At 64.3% G+C, this 18,626-nt stretch carries 14 protein-coding genes; 13 read left to right on the top strand and 1 reads right to left on the bottom strand.

Annotation, left to right across the window (positions count from 1 at the left end; translation table 11 throughout):
* The first annotated feature begins 346 nt into the window (after nt 1-346).
* The 9 genes from C437_RS09805 to C437_RS09765 all read left to right on the top strand — a co-directional run bounded on the left by C437_RS09805 (nt 347) and on the right by C437_RS09765 (nt 12,980).
* Nucleotides 347-2,527, top strand: coding sequence for a PAS domain S-box protein (locus C437_RS09805; RefSeq protein ID WP_004516790.1), 2,181 nt, complete (start codon nt 347-349; stop codon nt 2,525-2,527).
* A gap of 47 nt (nt 2,528-2,574) precedes the next feature.
* Nucleotides 2,575-3,558 carry a mevalonate kinase gene (gene mvk / locus C437_RS09800; RefSeq protein ID WP_004516789.1) on the top strand — a complete coding sequence of 328 codons (984 nt, stop codon included), beginning with the start codon at nt 2,575-2,577 and terminating at the stop codon, nt 3,556-3,558.
* Nucleotides 3,555-4,307 carry an isopentenyl phosphate kinase gene (locus C437_RS09795; RefSeq protein ID WP_004516788.1) on the top strand — a complete coding sequence of 251 codons (753 nt, stop codon included), beginning with the start codon at nt 3,555-3,557 and terminating at the stop codon, nt 4,305-4,307. Before mvk ends, C437_RS09795 begins: the two co-directional genes overlap by 4 nt.
* Nucleotides 4,308-4,480: 173 nt before the next feature.
* Entirely contained in the window at nt 4,481-5,962 is a 1,482-nt protein-coding gene (locus tag C437_RS09790) for a hypothetical protein (RefSeq protein WP_004516787.1), read from the top strand.
* A gap of 264 nt (nt 5,963-6,226) precedes the next feature.
* The gene (locus C437_RS09785) at nt 6,227-7,567 is read left to right on the top strand and encodes a ribonuclease J (protein WP_004516786.1); all 1,341 of its coding nucleotides are present in this window, start codon (nt 6,227-6,229) and stop codon (nt 7,565-7,567) included.
* Nucleotides 7,568-7,571: 4 nt separating this feature from the next.
* The gene (gene idsA3 / locus C437_RS09780; RefSeq protein WP_004516785.1) at nt 7,572-8,612 is read left to right on the top strand and encodes a geranylfarnesyl diphosphate synthase; all 1,041 of its coding nucleotides are present in this window, start codon (nt 7,572-7,574) and stop codon (nt 8,610-8,612) included.
* A 2-nt stretch (nt 8,613-8,614) separates the two neighbouring features.
* Nucleotides 8,615-9,880 carry a hypothetical protein gene (locus C437_RS09775; RefSeq protein WP_004516784.1) on the top strand — a complete coding sequence of 422 codons (1,266 nt, stop codon included), beginning with the start codon at nt 8,615-8,617 and terminating at the stop codon, nt 9,878-9,880.
* A 75-nt stretch (nt 9,881-9,955) separates the two neighbouring features.
* Complete coding sequence (locus C437_RS09770) at nt 9,956-10,891, top strand: ArsA family ATPase (protein WP_049919722.1); 936 nt, start codon at nt 9,956-9,958, stop codon at nt 10,889-10,891.
* A gap of 349 nt (nt 10,892-11,240) precedes the next feature.
* Nucleotides 11,241-12,980 (top strand): glutamate--tRNA ligase, encoded by a 1,740-nt coding sequence (locus C437_RS09765; protein ID WP_004516782.1) that lies wholly within the window; start codon nt 11,241-11,243, stop codon nt 12,978-12,980.
* 7 nt (nt 12,981-12,987) lie between these two features.
* Here the strand turns inward: C437_RS09765 and C437_RS09760 are convergent, their stop codons facing one another.
* A complete protein-coding gene (locus C437_RS09760) occupies nt 12,988-15,429 on the bottom strand; it encodes a PAS domain S-box protein (RefSeq protein WP_004516781.1) in 2,442 nt (813 codons plus the stop codon).
* Between the two features lie 252 nt (nt 15,430-15,681).
* Between C437_RS09760 and C437_RS09755 the strand changes: the two genes are divergently transcribed.
* The 4 genes from C437_RS09755 to C437_RS09740 all read left to right on the top strand — a co-directional run bounded on the left by C437_RS09755 (nt 15,682) and on the right by C437_RS09740 (nt 18,625).
* Nucleotides 15,682-16,053, top strand: coding sequence for an Hsp20/alpha crystallin family protein (locus C437_RS09755; protein WP_049919718.1), 372 nt, complete (start codon nt 15,682-15,684; stop codon nt 16,051-16,053).
* Nucleotides 16,054-16,238: 185 nt separating this feature from the next.
* A complete protein-coding gene (locus C437_RS09750; protein ID WP_004516779.1) occupies nt 16,239-17,195 on the top strand; it encodes an alpha/beta hydrolase in 957 nt (318 codons plus the stop codon).
* A 49-nt stretch (nt 17,196-17,244) separates the two neighbouring features.
* A complete protein-coding gene (locus C437_RS09745) occupies nt 17,245-17,574 on the top strand; it encodes a 4Fe-4S dicluster domain-containing protein (RefSeq protein ID WP_004516778.1) in 330 nt (109 codons plus the stop codon).
* A gap of 196 nt (nt 17,575-17,770) precedes the next feature.
* Nucleotides 17,771-18,625: an electron transfer flavoprotein subunit beta/FixA family protein gene (locus C437_RS09740; RefSeq protein ID WP_049919717.1), complete on the top strand. Its 855-nt coding sequence runs from the start codon at nt 17,771-17,773 to the stop codon at nt 18,623-18,625.
* Nucleotide 18,626: the final 1 nt, after the last annotated feature.

Below are 18,626 nucleotides of genomic sequence, written 5' to 3'. Positions count from 1 at the left end.
TCGTCGTCGGTTGCCGCCGAGCAGGGCCGGCGTGACAGCTGACTTGGTCACCAGCTATTTACTGCAGAGCCCCGTGTAAACGTGCAAGAAAAGCAGATTTATACGTCGCTCCAGTGACCGATTTCGGTTACGGTCACTGCTAGAGGACCACAGCCGCAACTGATAACCCACTCATGATGACACTACTGCGGACAAGTACTAGCAGTAATCGTCTCGCGCTGTTTATAGTTGTCCTGCACCCGGCGCTGCCCCGGGACCGTGCACAGAGCTACACTGCTCCGGGTATGATTAGTAATTTAGATGGCATTAATCCTGACGCAACGACCGAATCCGAACAGGATACCGGATGACGTCTGAAACCACTGTCAACAGGGACGATAGGGTCCGGGTCCTCTACGTTGGCACCGATGCAGACGACATCGAGGCGCTGTCGGCGGCGCTCGAACGCGAAAACGACCGTTTCATCGTCGAGACAGCTCGTACTATCGACGAGACTGTGGCAATGCTGGCTGCCGATGCCGTCGACTGTCTCGTCTCCGACTACGACCTATCAGGTAGCAACGGTATCGAGCTGCTGGAAACGGTCCGTGACGAGTACTCGACTCTCCCGTTTATTATCTACACCGCGAAAGGAAGCGAGGCAGTCGCCAGCGAGGCAATTTCAGCCGGTGTTACGGACTACCTCAGGAAAGAGCCAGGCAACGAACAGTATGCCGAGCTGGCGAACCGAATCATGGATGCCGTCGACCATTCTTGCTCACAGCGGGCGGTCAGCGAGCGGAACCGAGCGCTACAGAGCTACGAGCGGATGGTCAACTCCATGCAGGAGGCAGCCTGTATTTATGATGCCGAGGGCCGGTTCGAAACCGTCAACGAGACCGTAGCAGAGTGGTACGACACGACGCGTGCTGCGCTCGAAGGACAGAACAGTAGACTCGTTCCGCGTATTCGAGCCGAAGGTGAGACAGACTGTTACCAGGAACTGCTCGACGGAACGCGGGAACAGCTCAGTGGCGAAATCGAAGCTGAGTTCCCCGGCCATGGACACGCAGTGGTCGCGTATCAATTAACGCCGCTACTTGTCGACGGCACTATTGACGGCATCGTCGGCGTGGCACGCGATGTCACCGACCGGAAAGAGCGCGAACAGGAGCTACTCCGGAACAAACGCGCGATAGACGAGGCCCCGGTCGGTGTCGTTATTACCGACCCCGACCAGACGGACAATCCGCTGATCTACGCCAACGACCACTACCGCGACTTGACTGGCTATTCGCTTCCGGAGTTGCTCGGGAAGAACTGCCGGATGCTACAGGGCGAGAACACTGAGCCAGAGCCCGTCGCCGCGATGCGGGACGCTATCGACACAGAGGAGCACGTGACGGTCGAACTCCGGAACTACCGGAAGGACGGGACCGAGTTCTGGAACAGGGTTCGAATCGCGCCGGTTCGAGACGACGACGGGACAGTCGTCAACTACGTCGGGTTCCAGCAGGACATCACGGCGCGGAAACAACGCGAGCAACGGTTAGAGGAAACCTCGTCGCGGCTGGAAGCCCTCTTCGAGAACTCACCGGACATGATCGACGTGCTTGACGCCGACGGAACGATTTGCGACGTGAACCAGCGGTTCTGTGCGGAACTGGGGTACGACGAAAGCGAGGTACTCGGGCGGTCGATCTGGGAGTTCGACCTGACGTTCGACGCCGAGGATGTCCGGACACAGCTTTCCGGATTCAGCGTCGACGAGCGCCGGAAGTTCGAAGGCCTGTACGAGCGCCGCGACGGGTCGACGATGCCGGTCGAAGTACATCTGCTCCGGCTCAACCTCGACGGCGAGGACCGATTCCTGGCGATCAGTCGCGATATCACAGAGCGCAAGGAACGAGAGCAGGAACTCCAACGGCAGAACGAACAGCTCGAACAGTTCGCCAGCGTCGTCAGCCACGACCTGCGGAACCCGCTGACCGTCGCCCGCGGACGCCTCGAACTCCTGCGTGAGGAGTCCGACAGCGAGCATATCGACGCTATCGGCAGCGCACACCGACGCATGGATACGCTCATTGACGACCTGCTCACGCTCGCACGCGACGGCGCGTCACCTGCGTCACCAGTCGTGGTCGACCTTGAGCCGTTTGTCCAGACGTGCTGGCAAAACGTCGATACGAAAGCCGCGACGCTCCGCACTGATATAGACCGCTCCATCCGTGCCGACGAGAGCCGCCTCCGCCAACTGTTCGAGAATCTCGTCCGCAACGCGGTCGAACACGGCGGTGAGGACGTGACCGTGACTGTCGGCGAACTGGCCGACGGCTTCTACGTTGAGGACGACGGTCCCGGCATCCCCGAGGCCGACCGTGGAGACGTGTTTGACGCCGGCTATTCGACGGCGGTCGAAGGGACCGGATTCGGCCTGAGCATCGTGAAACAGGTCACCGACGCCCATGGCTGGACGGTACAGGTCGTCAGCGGGGCCGACGGCGGCGCGCGGTTCGAGTTCACCGGCGTCGATACCGTCTCCGAGTAGCTACCGACTCCGAAAACGCCTAACGCCCTGGGCGCACACGGGCGGGTATGGTCACGTCGAGCGCTCCCGGGAAAGTGTACCTGTTCGGGGAGCACGCAGTCGTCTACGGGGAGCCGGCAGTGCCGTGCGCCATCGAGCGGCGGGTGCACGTGACGGCAACCGAGATCGACGAGGGACTGCGCATCCACGCGAACGACTTACAGCTCGATGGCTTTACCGTCGAGTACTCCGGCGACGGCGAGAGCCATCCGGACGTGGATGTCGCCGAGTCGCTCGTCGAGGCTGGGATGGGGTACGTCAACGAAGCGGTCGCACAGGCTCGTGACGCGGCCGATGCGCCGGGAGCCGGCTTCGAGATATCTGTCGAGGGCGACATCCCGCTCGGGGCGGGACTCGGCTCGTCGGCCGCGCTTGTCGTTGCGGCGATAGACGCAGCGACGAGAGAACTCGGCGTCGGACTATCGGCAAGCGAGATCGCCGACCGCGCCTATCAGGTCGAACACGCAGTACAGGATGGGCAGGCCTCGCGTGCAGACACGTTCTGCTCGGCGATGGGCGGGGCAGTTCGTGTTGAGGGGGACGACTGCCGGCGGCTGGACGGCATCGACACTCTCCCCTTCGTCATCGGTTACGACGGTGGGGCCGGCGATACCGGGGAACTGGTCGCCGGCGTCCGGGACCTCCGTGGGAGGTACGATTTCGCCGCGGACACCGTCACGGCAATCGGTGATATTGTCCGTGAGGGCGAGTCAGTGCTTGTAACGGGAGACTACGAACGGCTCGGGGAACTGATGGATTTCAACCACGGACTGCTCTCGGCGCTTGGCGTCTCCTCGCGGTCGCTGGACTCGATGGTGTGGGCAGCCCGCGACGCCGACGCACACGGCGCGAAACTCACCGGGGCCGGTGGCGGCGGCTGTATCGTCGCGCTGGACGAGACGGACGATGCGCTCACGGCGCTGAAGTACACGCCGGGGTGTGAGGATGTCTTCCGGGCCGGACTCGACACCGACGGAGTCCGGCAGGAATGACGGTCGTCCTCAAACTCGGTGGGAGCGTCATCACCGAGAAAGACGAACCGGAGACGGTTGACCGGGCTGCCCTGTCAGCCGCGGTGTCGGCCATCGCTGAATCGGCCGTCGGTGACGACATCGTCATCGTCCACGGCGGCGGGAGCTTCGGCCACCACCACGCCGCCGACTACGGCGTCAGTACGACTGCGGGGACCCACGACGTGGACGGCGTACAGGCCATCCACGGCGCGATGTGTCGGCTCAACGCCGCTGTCGTGGATGCGCTTACAGAGCACGGGGTCCCGGCTGTCCCGGTCCATCCGTTCTCGGTGGCCGTCCGCGACGCCGACGGCGACCTCTCGTTGCCGACGGCGCAGGTCACGACGCTGCTCGACGAAGGGTTCGTCCCGGTGCTCCACGGCGACCTCGTCGCACACGCCGGCGCCGGCGCGACGGTCCTCAGCGGCGACGAACTGGTTGTCGAACTCGCGCCGGCTGTCGACGCCGAGCGGGTCGGCGTTTGCTCGACTGTTCCCGGTGTTCTCGATGAAGACGGAGCTATCATCGACCGGATCGAGACGTTCGAGGCCGTCGCACCGGCGCTGGGTGGCAGCGACGCGACGGACGTGTCGGGCGGGATGGCCGGCAAGGTCCGTGCGCTGCTTGCGCTCTCGGCCCCTGCCCTCGTGTTCGGCCCTGACGCGCTCTCCGCGTTTCTCGGCGGCGAAAGCCCGGGGACGACTATCGCTGGTGATGACGCCGGCTGAGCGGACGGCCGTCTCTGTCGCCAGCGGGTCTACCCCGGCATACGACGTGGCCAACAGTGTGCGCGACCCGGCTGATACAGCGGTATCCCTATCGGGTTTGGCTGACAGGTAGGTTAAATATCACTTCAACAACTGTCGTAACATATTTGTCCTCTGTTATCAATTATGCGACTATGTCTGCAGTAGGTCTGACCGACGTCTATCGATACGGAACGAGGTTTCTCGGGACATTGCTTGTCGTCGCCGGCGTCGGTGGCGGCCTCATCGCTGCAGGGTACGTGTTGATACAGAACGGCTCGTTTGGCTCGCTCTCGGGGAACGCGGGCTATCGTGCGGTACTCGGTATCGTCGTCGGTGCCCTCGGTGGGCTCCTGTTGCTCTCCGGTCTGCTCGGTCTGACCCACAAGCTCATCGCCGATGCGACGATGGCAGGGACGCTCGCGGCCCGGGCAGCGAGCGATACGGCAGCCGGCAGTCCTCCGGCAAGCGACCAGATAGCAGCTGAAACTGCCGATAGTGACACTGCGCCCGCTGTTGAACCGTCTTCGGACTCCGATGAACCGACGCCAGAACCGGCCGAGCCTGAGCCAGCAGTTTCCCGGGATACCGAGCCGGCCGACGACTCCGCGTCTGCCGAGCCGGCGGTAGGTGAATCCGAGGTGTCGGAACCAGTCGCTGACTCCGAACCGGATGCCGACTCCTCCGGCGAATCGGGGGTTCGGGCATCCACACAGCAAGACCCTGACCCATCAGATGCAGCAGCACCGTCTGGTGGGTCCGACACTGCGGCGGCCGAGGCCGGCGACGGTCCGGTGGCGGCAGCCGACGACGATGCGCCAGCAGATGGCGACTCGATGACAGCCGATGGCCCAATGGCAGAGGTTGACCCAGCGACAGATGAGGACCCTCTGACAGCCAGCGACACACCGGAACAACCGGTAGCTGACGAGACGGTGGCCCCGGCGGCAGATGCAGACGCAGTGGAGACGGCCGCGGCGGCTCAGGACGAACAGATACCGAACCAACAGCCGGCAGAAGACGTATCCGGGCCGGAACCTGAGACGGCAGACGACATCACTGCGGAGCCATCCCCAACTGATCGCGCCGACGACTCTGAACCAGTGGATCCCCAGTCCGACTCTGGCGAGCCGTCGGACCGCGACCTGCTCACGGAGGGCGCTTCCGAAGACCCGGAGCGGAGCACGGAACCACAGGAATGGACGCCGCCGGACCCTGCGGAGTTCGACACACAGAGCGAGGAACCCACGGCGGCCGACGACTGGGGAGCCGGTGAGCCGGCTCCAGCCGACGATGGGGAACTCGAATCTGAAGCCGAGACCGACCCCGCAGGCGTCGGCAGTTTAGATGCTGATAAGGCCGACCAGCACGACGCCGTGACTCAGGATACCCGACTACTCGACGACACCGACGAGACAGACACGTCCAGCGGCCCGCGGACGACAGACGACCTGTTTGGCGGCGCTGATACCGACCAGTCCGGAACCGACGCTGACGAGAGCGTGCCGGGCGAGCCGGAGTCACAGGACACGGAGACGACTGCTGACGAGGACTCGACGCTCGCGGACGACGGTGTCGCTGGCTTCGATGTCTCCAGTGATGACGACCCACTTTCGGACCCCTTAGACGACGAGTAGCGACGAACCCACACCGTTTTAAGAACCGCCGTTGTAGTCCGAAGTAACCGAGCGCACGGCCGCCCGTGGACTGCGGTTCGGCGGCCGGCAGACGGCGGATGTAAGTTGCGGGACGGAAGTCCCTCCCACTGCGGTTGCACAGGCTACGGGCGTACCCGACTGGCCTGGAGCGCCGACGCGGACAATGTCGCCTACATTGCAGATACCGTCGTTGCCGTGCCCCACCGGATGCCCGCGGCCGGCTTTCCACTCGGAGCTACAACCATGGAAGTCGAAATTGCGACAATTGGCGGTTACGAGGCTGTAGGCCGACAGATGACGGCCGTCCGTGCAGGGGACGACGTCGTCATCTTCGACATGGGCCTGAACCTCTCGAAGGTACTGATTCACGACAACGTCGAAACGGAACGGATGCACTCGCTGGACCTCATCGACATGGGTGCCATCCCGGACGACCGGGTCATGTCTGACCTGGAGGGCGACGTGAAGGCCATCGTGCCGACGCACGGTCACCTCGACCACATCGGCGCGATATCCAAGCTCGCCCACCGCTACGACGCCCCCATCGTCGCGTCGCCCTTTACCATCGAGCTCGTCAAACAGCAGATCAAGAGCGAGGAGAAGTTTGGCGTCCAGAACGACCTCGTCAAGATGAGCGCCGGCGAGACGATGTCCATCGGCGAGCGCAACGAGCTGGAGTTCGTCAACGTCACACACTCCATTATCGACGCCATCAACCCTGTGCTCCACACGCCTGAAGGCGCAGTCGTCTACGGGCTCGACAAGCGGATGGACCACACGCCGGTCATCGGCGACCCCATCGACATGAAGCGGTTCCGAGAGATCGGCCGCGAGGGCGTCCTCTGTTACATCGAGGACTGTACGAACGCCGGCCGGAAGGGCCGCACGCCCTCCGAATCCGTCGCCCGTCGCCACCTCAAAGACGTGATGACGAGCATTGAGGACTACGACGGCGGCATCGTCGCCACGACGTTCTCCTCACACATCGCTCGTGTCAAGAGCCTCGTCGAGTTCGCCGACGACATCGGCCGTCAGCCGGTGCTGCTTGGCCGCTCGATGGAGAAGTACTCCGGTACCGCCGAACGACTCGACTTCGTCGACTTCCCGGAAGACCTGGGAATGTACGGCCACCGGAAGTCCGTCGACCGGACGTTCAAGCGGATCATGAACGAGGGCAAGGAGAACTTCTTCCCCATCGTCACGGGCCACCAGGGTGAGCCCCGCGCGATGCTCACCCGCATGGGCCGCGGCGAGACGCCCTACGAGCTAGACGACGGCGACAAGGTGCTGTTCTCGGCCCGGGTCATCCCGGAGCCGACCAACGAGGGCCAGCGCTACCAGTCGGAGAAGCTCCTGGGCATGCAGGGCGCACGCATCTACGACGACATCCACGTTTCCGGCCACCTCCGACAGGAGGGCCACTACGAGATGCTCGACGCGCTCCAGCCGAAAAACGTCATCCCGGCCCACCAGAGCCTCGAAGGGTTCGCACCGTACGTCGACCTCGCGGAAGACATGGGCTACAAAGCCGGACGGGATCTCCACATCACCCGCAACGGCAACATGATCAAGCTCACCGAGTAAATCGATGTCCGAACGCCATCAGCAGGTCGAAGACGCGATTGTCGCCCGACGAGACCGGGTCAACGACGCCCTCCCCGAGGACCTTCCGGTGCAGAAGCCGGACCACCTCTATGAGGCGTCGCGCTACCTGCTGGACGCGGGCGGGAAACGGCTCCGCCCGACGGTCCTGCTGCTGGTCGCGGAGTCGCTGCTCGATGTCGACCCGCTGACGGCAGACTACCGTGACTTCCCGACGCTCGAAGGCGGGCAAGCCGATATGATGTCGGCCGCCCTCGCAATCGAGGTCATCCAGACGTTCACACTCATCCACGACGATATCATGGACGACGACGCGCTCCGGCGCGGGGTGCCCGCCGTCCACAAGGAGTACGACCTCTCGACGGCGATTCTCGCCGGCGACACACTGTACTCGAAAGCGTTCGAGTTCCTGCTCGGAACGGGCGCGGCCCACGAACGGACTGTCGACGCGAACAAGCGACTCGCGACGACGTGTACCCGCATCTGTGAGGGCCAGTCCCTCGACATCGAGTTCGAGCAACGCGACGTCGTCACGCCCGAGGAGTATCTGGAGATGGTCGAACTCAAGACGGCCGTGCTGTACGGCGCGGCCGCCTCGATTCCGGCCACGCTGCTCGGGGCCGACGAGGAGACCGTCGACGCCCTGTACAACTACGGGCTCGACGTGGGTCGCGCGTTCCAGATTCAGGACGACCTGCTGGACCTGACGACTCCCTCGGAGAAACTGGGCAAGCAACGGGGCTCAGACCTCGTCGAGGAAAAACAGACGCTGGTGACGCTACACGCTCGCCAGCAGGGCGTCGATGTCGGTGGTCTGGTCGACACGGACTCCGTCGAGGCCGTCTCGGAGGCCGAAATCGACGCCGCCGTCGAGCGCCTGCGAGAGGTGGGCTCCATCGAGTACGCCCGCCAGACCGGACAGGACCTCATCGCGAGCGGCAAGCAGAACCTCGAAGTCCTGCCGGACAACGAGGCCCGCTACCTGCTCGAGGGTATCGCGAACTACCTCGTCGAGCGAGACTACTGAGGATGCCCCGAACCCGGCGAGCCTTCCTCGCCGGCGTTACCGGACTTGTCGCCGGCTGTGGAACCCCCAGCCGGCGGACTGCGACGCCACATCCGACAGTGACGGTGACCGGCACCACTGAGACGGTTCGCTACACCCATCTCCGTCCGTCCGGCAACCGCCGTCTCCACGGTGCGGGCCGGTTCGATACTGTCGACCCGATAGACATCGCGATCGAGAGGCAGCCGCAGTGGCTCGCCGGACTGCCGGTCGAGAGCGGGAGTCTCTGGGTCGCCGTTCCGGAGACAGGGGCTCCAGAGGCGGTCCGGGTGAGTCAGGACGGGACTGCGTCGGTTGCCATCGAAGCGGACCTGCCAGCGGGCCAGCCGCCAGCGGTGGCTCTTCAGGACGACGGACCACAGCTGCTCACCGCCGACGAGACAGGGCCTAACACTCACGCCGTGGAGTTTCCTGATGGTGCCGTCGCGACAGTGACGGAGTCCGGGGCCGTTCTCGTGGACGGCGACCTGCTCATCGAGGACGCCCTGCCCGACGCCCGAATCGTCTGGCAGGACGGCACAGCCGCCGTTCTCGCCGGCGCGACGCAGCGATACGACCATGGGGCGCTCGGTGACGGGGTCGAGGCCAGCGCCATCGTTCTGTTCGCCGCTGACGGAAGCGGCTCCGTCCGCCAGCGGGTGCCGCTCCTCGAACCGGCCGTCGTCGAAGGGACGGCACCGATTCTCGCCGATGTCGACGATGACGGTGATTCGGAAGTACTCGTCACCGTCACCGGCCCCGACGAGGGCGCTCGACTGGCCGCCTACGGACTGGACGGCGAGCGTGTCGCGACTGGGCCGGCAATCGGGACGGGGTTTCGCTGGCGACATCAGCTCTGTGTCGCGCCGTTTACCCCCGACGGGCCGCCCGAAATCGCCGTCGTTCGCACCCCGCACATCGGCGGGACCGTGGAGTTCTACCGCGTCGACGGCGACCGGCTCTCAATCGCGGCCCGCCACGACGGGGTCTCCTCACACACGTTCGGCTCGCGTATCCTCGATGGCGGGCTCGCAGGAGACCTGCTCGGCGACGGCCGACAGACACTCCTCGTTCCGACTCAGGAGCGTCGCCGACTCGTTGCACTCCAGCGGGAGGACGGCGTTCGCCAAGCGGCCCGGCGCGATATCGGCGCGTCGCTCACCTCGAACGTCGCAGCGACGCCGACCGGCAACGGCGGCCTGAGTGTTGCCGTCGGTCGCAGTGATAGTGTCGTCCGGGTCTGGCAGTAAGGCGGGCCAGTGCTGTCGAGCGGCCCTGAATGGTGCTGGTCAGCAACTAAGACGAGGGAGTCCTTATAGATGCCCGTGACCCGGTTCCTCCTCTACGGCGGCAAGGGCGGCGTCGGCAAGACGACTGTTGCGGCGGCGACCGGCCACCGCCTCGCAACGGCGGGCCACGAAACGCTGGTCGTCTCCACTGACCCCGCGCACTCGCTGGCCGACGCCGTTGAGACCGATGTCGGCGGCGACCCGACAGAAATCCGGCCGGGGCTGTGGGGCGTCGAGGTCGACCCGCAGACTGGCATCGACCGCTACCGGTCGCTATTCGAAGCGCTGGCGTCGGAGTTCGACGATGCCGGCATCCGGATGGACGAGGACGAAATCGCCGACCTGTTCACGACCGGCGTGATGCCCGGCAGCGATGAGCTGGCGGCAATCGAGGGCATGGCGACGTACATCGAAAGCGAGCGCTGGGACCGCGTGGTGTTCGACACCGCCCCGACCGGCCACACGCTCCGTCTGCTCGACCTGCCGTCGGTGATGGACCGCGGCGTGGCGACCGCGATGGACCTCCGCGACCAGGTCCGCCGGAAGGTCAACACCGCCCGGACGATGATGTTTGGCCCGATGGCGAGCCGGCGCGACGACGGCCCGGACGATTTCACGGCGATGCGCGAGCGTATGGAGCGGGTCGGAACGGTGCTTCGAGACCCCGAACAGACGGCGTTCCGGGTCGTGACGATTCCGGAGACGATGGCCGTCCGCGAGACGGAACGGCTAGTCGGAAAGCTCCGGGAGTTCGACGTGCCGGTGACGACGCTGGTCGTGAACAAGGTCATCGAGGACGCCGGCGACTGCAAGCGTTGTCAGGGGAAGCAGGCGGTACAAGAGGAAGCTATCGCACAGCTCCGAGAGTCGCTGCCTGAACTGGACCTGTGGACGATTCCCGACGAATCCGGGGAGGTGACCGGAATCGAGGCGCTGGACCAGGTTGGGGCGTCTCTTGGGGATATGGAGTGACGTGTAAAGACGGGCATCCGGCGGCGAAGCCGCCGGTTCTCCGGAAGCGCCGCTGCGGCGCTTCCAGCCTTTTTCGCCACCGAAAGACTCGCTTCGCTCGTCTTTCGAGCCTTGCTTCGTGGTTCGAGAGAGCTTCGCTCTCTCGTCATCACGAGGGGCTGCGCCCCTCGAACGACTCCGCTCAGCAAGACCACGTTTTTCGAGTCGAGCGGGACCGAAGGTCCCGCTGACCATGCGAACGGGCGCATCGCGCCCGTAAGCAGAGAGTGGTTCGCGCGGTCAGCGCGAACCCGACGCTGAAAAAGGTGGTCCGACGGCGTTTTGACCCTCCCAGTCGCAGGTCCCGGTAATGGACGACGAGCTTCAAGACCGTATCACGGAGGCGGCGGAGACGAACGCCCTCCTCAACGCGGTCAAACACGACAGCGAGGCACAGGTCGGCGCAATAATGGGGCCGCTCATGGGCGAGAACCCCGAGTTCCGCGAGTACGGCGACGAGATACCCGGCGTCATCGCACCGGTCGTCGAGCGGGTCAACGGCATGGACGCCGAGGAGCGCCGGGAGCGGCTGGCGGAGCTTGCGCCAGAGAAGCTCGAAGAACTGGAGAGTGAGGACGAGGGCGAAGATCACCCGCTGCCGGACCTGCCCAGCGCCGACGAGTACGACACCGTTCGGATGCGGGTCGCGCCAAACCCCAACGGCCCGTGGCACATCGGCCACGCGCGGATGGCGGCCGTCGTCGGGACGTACAAGGAACGCTACGACGGGGAGTTCATCTGCCGCTTCGACGACACCGACCCAGAGACGAAGCGCCCCGACCTCGACGCCTACGACGCTATTCTGGACGCCATCGACTACTTGGGCTTTGAGCCCGACGACGTGGTCAACGCCAGCGACCGGGTGGAGACGTACTACGAGTACGCCCGCGAGCTCATCGACAAAGGCGGGGCCTACACCTGCTCGTGCCCGCAGGGTGAGTTCTCCGATCTGAAGAACAACGGTGAGGCCTGCCCCCACCGGGAGAAGGACGCCGAAACGACGCGCTCGGAGTTCGAGTCGATGGTCGACGGCGAGTACGACAGCGGCGAGATGGTACTGCGGGTCCGGACCGACATCACGCACAAGAACCCCGCCCTGCGGGACTTCGTCGCGTTCCGGATGGTCGACACGCCCCATCCCCGGGAGGAAGCGGCGGAGTACCGCTGCTGGCCGATGCTCGACTTCCAGAGCGGGCTGGACGACCACCTGCTGGGCGTCACGCACATCATCCGTGGCATCGACCTGCAGGACTCCGCGAAGCGCCAGCAGTTCGTCTACGACTACTTCGACTGGGAGTACCCCGAGGTCATCCACTGGGGCCACGTCCAGGTCGACGCCTATGATGTCCCACTCTCCACCTCAAGCATCGCCGAACTCATCGCGGACGGCGAACTCGCGGGTTGGGACGACCCACGAGCGCCGACCGTCGCCAGCCTCGAACGCCGCGGCATCCGCGGCGAAGCCGTCGTCGACGCGATGATTCAACTGGGGACCTCCACCTCGAACGTCGATCTCGCGATGTCGTCGATCTACTCGAACAACCGCGACCGCATCGACGACCAGTCGGACCGGGCGTTCTTTGTCCGGGACAGCGACGACCACGGCGGCCTCGTCGAGCGCCAGATCGTCGGCGGTCCCGATGCCGGAGAACCGCCGCTCCATCCGGACTTCGAAGACCGTGGCTGCCGCGAAATTCCAGTGACTAACGGTGTTGCCGTTGAGGGCGATGACCTGCCGCCCCACGGCGAGCGCGTCTGGCTCAAGGGGTACGGCTGCGTGCGCCACACGCGCGACGCCTTCGAGTACGCCGGCGACGATATCGACGCTGTCCGTGAGGAGGGCGTCGACGTAATTCACTGGGCACCGACTGATGGGCCACGGCTCCGCCTGCGGACGATGGACGGGGACGTGTCAGGCGTTGCCGAACCCGGACTGCTCGGCTACGACACCGACGACGTGGTGCAGTTCGAGCGTATCGGCTTCGCCCGCCTCGACGAGGTTACGGACGAGCCGGACGCGGAGTCCGTCGCGTACTTCACACATCCCTGAAGCGCCGCTACGACGACCCAGCTGTTGGTTCTTCACCCTGGCACCCGGTCTCGACGCCGCTGAACTCGAACCGAGCACCGCCGTCTTCGCTGTCGGTGATCGTGAGCTCCCAGCCGTGGGCCTCGGCAATCGTCTCAACGATTGCCAGACCGAAGCCGGTGCCGTCGTCGTCGGTACTGTAGCCCGAGTCGAGGACGTCATCGCGCTGTTCCGGCGGAATCCCCGGGCCGTCGTCGGCGACGTAGAACCCGTCTGGCGTGGCCCCGAGCGTGATAGTAACCGTCCCTCCACCGTCGGCCGCTGGGCCGGCGTCGGAAGCAAGATCGTCCCTGCCGTGTTCCACGGCGTTTTGCACGAGGTTCTGGAACAGTTCAGCGAGGCGGTCGGGGTCAGCCAGTACACACTCTGGCGGGTCTCGAATCCGGCGCTTGGCGGTGCTCGTGGATGCAGCGTTCCACGCCTGTACGAAGGTCTCACGAAGCGTCACCGGTTCGGGGTCGCTGATGTCACGCCCCTCGCGGGCCAGCGTCAGGGTGTGATCGATAAGTCCCTCCATCCGGTTGAGAGCATCTGAAGCGGCCGCTATCGACGCGTCCACCTCCGAATCGGCGTCCTGTGAGGCCAGCTCTAGGTGACCGCTGGCGACCTGCAGGGGGTTCCGGAGGTCGTGAGAAATGAGGCTGGCGAACTCGTCGAGCCGCTCGTTCTGAAGTCGCAGCTGTCGCTCCCGGCGCTTCCGCTCTGTGATGTCTGTTACGACGGAGACGCTGCCGACCACGGAGCCACTGAGGTCACGAATCGGGGCGGCGGCAAGGCTCACGTCGACACGGCTTCCGTCCTTTCGTTCGAGTTCTGTCTCGTGGCCCGACAGGCGCTCGCCTTCGAGGACCTGCGCGTGAAGCTCGGCCGTCCGCCGTCGGTTCTCCTCCGGAATAACTGGAACCCTGTCTCCCAACACTTCCTCGGCACGCCAGCCGAACAGCTCTGTCGCAGCGGGGTTCCAGACATCGACAGTCGCGTCGGCGTCAAGCGCAACAATCGCGACCGGGGCAGCTTCGACGAGCGTTTCGAGGCGGTCAGTCGTCACCGCGAGTTCGGACTCGATCTCCTTCCGCCGTGAGATATCCCGGACGATACCGACGCGGCCGGACTCACCGCCGGCCAGTTCGATGCCCGCCGCGTCGACTTCACAGGGGACCTGTTCGCCGGACGCAGTCCGGATCAGGAACTCCCCGGTGCCGTCGTCTATCGGCACGGTCTCAATCTGCCCCAACACCGTCTCGAAGCGCTCACCGACGAGACTGTCCTCGACGGTACCGACCAGTTCGGCAAACGGGTCGTTGTACGTGACGAACCGGTCGTGCTCGTCGAGAACGTAGACCGGTTCACTGACGCCTTCGAAAATCGTCTTGTACTGCGCCAGCCGCTGCTCGCGTTGTTTGCGTTCCGTGACATCCCGAAGGACGACGAGCCGGCCAACGAGGCCGTCGAACCGGTCAGTAAACGGTGTCACCTCGAGTTCGACGAACCGCTGCTGGCCGTCGATGGCGAGCGCGAGTTCCGCCCAGTCTGACTGCCCGTCGCTCTCACTCGGGAGACTGTCCCAGGTCGGAATGACAGCCTCCACTGGCTTGCCGACAAGCGTTTCTTCGGCTCCAGCGAGCAGCGCCTCGGCCGCTGGATTCGCATGGTTGATACGACCGTCAGTATCCACAACGAGCGTTCCGTCTCCCATCTGCTCGACGATAGTCTCCTGCGCTGCTGGGACCGGATCCAGCGTCTTGAACGTGTAGAGGCCAGCCGTCATCGCTAGCCCGGAAACTCCCCAGGCGAAAATCGTGGCATCTTCGGGAATCTGCAGGAAGTACTGCTGGGTCAGTGCAATGGTCCATGGGGCCAGCGCCGCGATGAGGACGGCCGCGGCCTGTGTTCGGTACAGATGCCGCGAGCGGACGAACAACTGTATGAGAACGATTGTCCCGGCAAGCGCCGCGATTAGAATCGTCGCCATGTGAGAGATGAACACTGCCGTGAGCCCGGCTCCCGGAGCAACCACCAGTGACCCCACTGAGCCGCTGGGCGGGAGGTCAAATAGCGATACCCCCGGGAAGATGAACACGGCCATCAGCACCAGCAGGTCAAGCGACAGGAGCCCGACGGCCCGCCGCGTCACCGTTCGGTCGAAGTCGGCGTACTGCAGTGCGGCGTACAGCCAGGCGATGGCAACCGCACCCTGCGCGATGGTCGCGACCTGCCGGGCGAGCAGTTGCGTCGACAGCGTCGTCGCGGTGATGTCGACGGCGTAACTGGCCGCACCGACCGCCAAGGCGAGGTGAAACACCACCATCGGCGTCCCGCCAGGCTCCTCGCGCTTGCGCCATGCAAGCAACAGAAAAACCGTCGAAAGAGCCGTCAAGACCCACAGAACCGTCACAAAGCGGCCGTACATCGTTTCACCGTTTATTGGCGTGTTACTACTTCATTTTATCGGTCAGTAGCATACTGGCAGTAAAAAATCGTCTGGCCGCGTTTGGTCTCCTATCCCCTCGAATCTGGTGTGTTCCCTCGACTGGGGACTGACTGTCGCGGTACTTCTCTGGTCGATGGTGTGCTATTTCTGGCCATGACAACTACTGGCGTGGTTAGTAAGATTTTTATAGAATCGCAACACCACTGTCAAATGGATGCGAGGTGATGGCCAATGGCACTGCCAACGACCACACCAAGTTCCTGGATGCGCGGTCTCGACCTTCCGTCCCGCTTGTTCGAAACCGGTAGCGACGACTACGAACTGTACGAAGAGGACGACGAGTTCGTCCTCAACGTCGAACTCCCGGGCTTCGACGTCGCGGACATCGACGTCTTCTGGGACGACAGCATGCTGAACATCGCCGCCGAACGCGAGGACGAGCAACGCGGCGAGCGCCGGACGTATCACCGACGCTTCCGATTCCCGAAGCGCGTCGACGACGAGGGAATCGCCGCGAACTACACGAACGGCATCCTCGAAGTGCACCTGCCCGTCGAGACGGGCGCGACGGCCCGCGGCAAGCAGATCAAGGTCGAAGGCTGACCGTCGGGCCGCAGGCGTATCGCCCGATAACTGCCCTTTTTCGGTTCGGTCATAACGAGACAACCGACGTTTACGCCAGTGCCCGACAGACCGCGAGTGGAATGATGGTGTCGACGCGATCTTTGACTCCGGCGTCGAGAGCTGATAGCGTCGGGCTTATGTCCGCGACGGCCCGACAGTAGCCCGTGACAGACCGCGCTCCCGAGTCGGTAACCGTCCAGCGCGATATCCCGTTTCACGAGGTGGACGGCGAGACGCTGACGCTCGACCTGTACGACTCGCCGGCGGAAAGCGGCCCGAAACCGCTCGCTGTGCTCGTCCGGGGTGGGGCATTCACGGTCGGCGACAAGGGCGAGTTCGCCCGGCACGCGCTCGACCTTGCCGCGGACGGCTTTCTGGTCATCGAACCGCAGTACCGTCTCGCACCCGAATGGACGTTCCCGGCGGCGCTTGTCGACGTGAAGGCCGCTGTCGAGTGGGTTAGAGCGGAGGGTGAGCGCTACGGCGCGGACTCGGACCGAATCGTCGGCATCGGCCACTCAGCGGGCGCGAACCTCGTCCTCCTGGCCGCACTGACGGCGGACGAGCCCGGGTTCGAACCCGAACTGTACCCCGGCGCGTCCTCGGCCCTGTCGGCCGCTGTCGGCTACGCCGGTCTCTATGACTTCCACGCGCTCGACACCGCAACCGATGCCCCAGCAGGCGAGGGCCACCGCGCGTACCTCGATGGCGGCCCCGACGACGCACCCGCGGCCTACGACCTCGCCTCGCCGGTCGGGCAGGTGGATACCGACGCCCCGCCGACGCTGTTGCTCCATGGCACCGACGACGACGTCGTGCCGCCGTCACAGTCCGAACTGCTGGCCGACGCGCTCGGCCCGATGACTGATGTGGTCCACGAAACAGTGCCGTCGGACCATGGCTTCCCGTTCCACGGAGCCCACTACGACGACGTGTACGAGCGGACCATCGAGTTCATCCGGCGGGTCGGAACCGGCGGTCCAGACACTGGCGGCGCGACAGGCACAGACGAGGACATCGGCTTACCCGGCGGCGATGTGCCGGGGCCAGCCGACCGCATCGACGACCTCGGCTCGGGGGAGATTCGTGGTCCGGATCGCCGCGACGGCCCCGGATTCTGACGGCCAGGTCGAAAAGTTAAGTAGCTCCCAAAAGTGAGATAAGATACCAATGGCCATAGACCCGGAGTTCGAAGAGAACCGCGACGTTGTCGAACAGCACGACGGACACGACGTCTGGGGACCGGTCGACGAGCCCGAGGAACTGGGTATCCACGGCACACACGTCGCCGTCGATTTCGACATCTGCATCGCCGACGGCGCGTGTCTGGAAGACTGCCCCGTCGACGTGTTCGAGTGGGTCGACACACCGGACCATCCGGAAAGCGAAATCAAGGCTGACCCGGCTCACGAGGACCAGTGCATCGACTGCATGCTCTGTGTGGACGTGTGTCCGGTCGATGCTATCGACGTGGACCCAGGCCGCGCTGGTCGTATCTGAGTTCCTTCCTGTTCTACCGAGTTCGCAGCAGCCCCACTCTGAATAGATACGGCTCGTAGCTGTCAGTCTGTGGGTATGCCTTGCGTTTTGGGACTCTCTACCCTTGAGACAGAAGCATCAGCCTGTCGTGCAGAATTGTAAACATACATTTATTATATATTCTTGTGTGACATTCACTTACGAGGACCACAATGCCATGCACACAGTTGTCATGACCAAAGGCGTACCTGATTTCCGCGAGGGACAGGTATCGTTCGACGAGGACGGCCATCTCGAACGGGGAAAGACACCGACGGTGATGAACCCCAACGACAAGCATGCGTTGCGGGCCGCGTTCCAGACGAAAGTCCGCAACGGCGGCCATGTCTCGCTGATGAGCATGGGGCCGCCGGGGTACAAAGAGGTGTTGCAGGAGGGGATGGCAGACGTATATGCCGACGACCTGTATCTCCTCTCGGATCGAGAGATGGGGGCCGCGGACACCTGGGCTACCGCGATGACTGTCGCTACCGGCCTCCAGAACCTCGACGAGCGGCCTGACCTAGTCTTTGCCGGGTTCAAAACAGCCGACGGCGAGACTGGCCACACCGGCCCACAGACCTGCTGGTGTCTTGACTGGCCGATGATCACTCACGCCCTCTCGCTGGACATCGACGAGGACGCCGGTACCGTCCGGGCCAAACGACTGGTCGACGGCGATGTCTCCGAGATCGAGACGGTCGAAGCGCCGATGCCGTGTTTCATCGTCGCGGACCCGGAGTTCGAACCGACCTATCGGAAGGCAAGTCACCGGCTGAAGCACAAAGACCTCCGCGAGGAGACCCAGCAGCGTGCCGAGGAGTACGAGGAGCACCTCAAGGTCTGGGACCACGAGGACCTCAACCTCGACCCGGACTACATCGGTCTCGACGGCTCTCCGACCATCGTCGCCGGGGTCGACCCGATTCCGAAAGCACCCTCGGAGCGGGAAGCCACGGTTATCGAGGCAGACGAACGCGAGGCACTGGAACCGGTACTGGACGAACTCACGCCGTACGCGACAGGTGACTGAC

The organism is Haloarcula vallismortis ATCC 29715 (genome assembly GCF_000337775.1).
In the GTDB taxonomy this organism is placed as follows: domain Archaea; phylum Halobacteriota; class Halobacteria; order Halobacteriales; family Haloarculaceae; genus Haloarcula; species Haloarcula vallismortis.
Note: the sequence above shows the minus strand (reverse complement) of the source record. Positions and strands in the feature narration are given on the sequence as shown.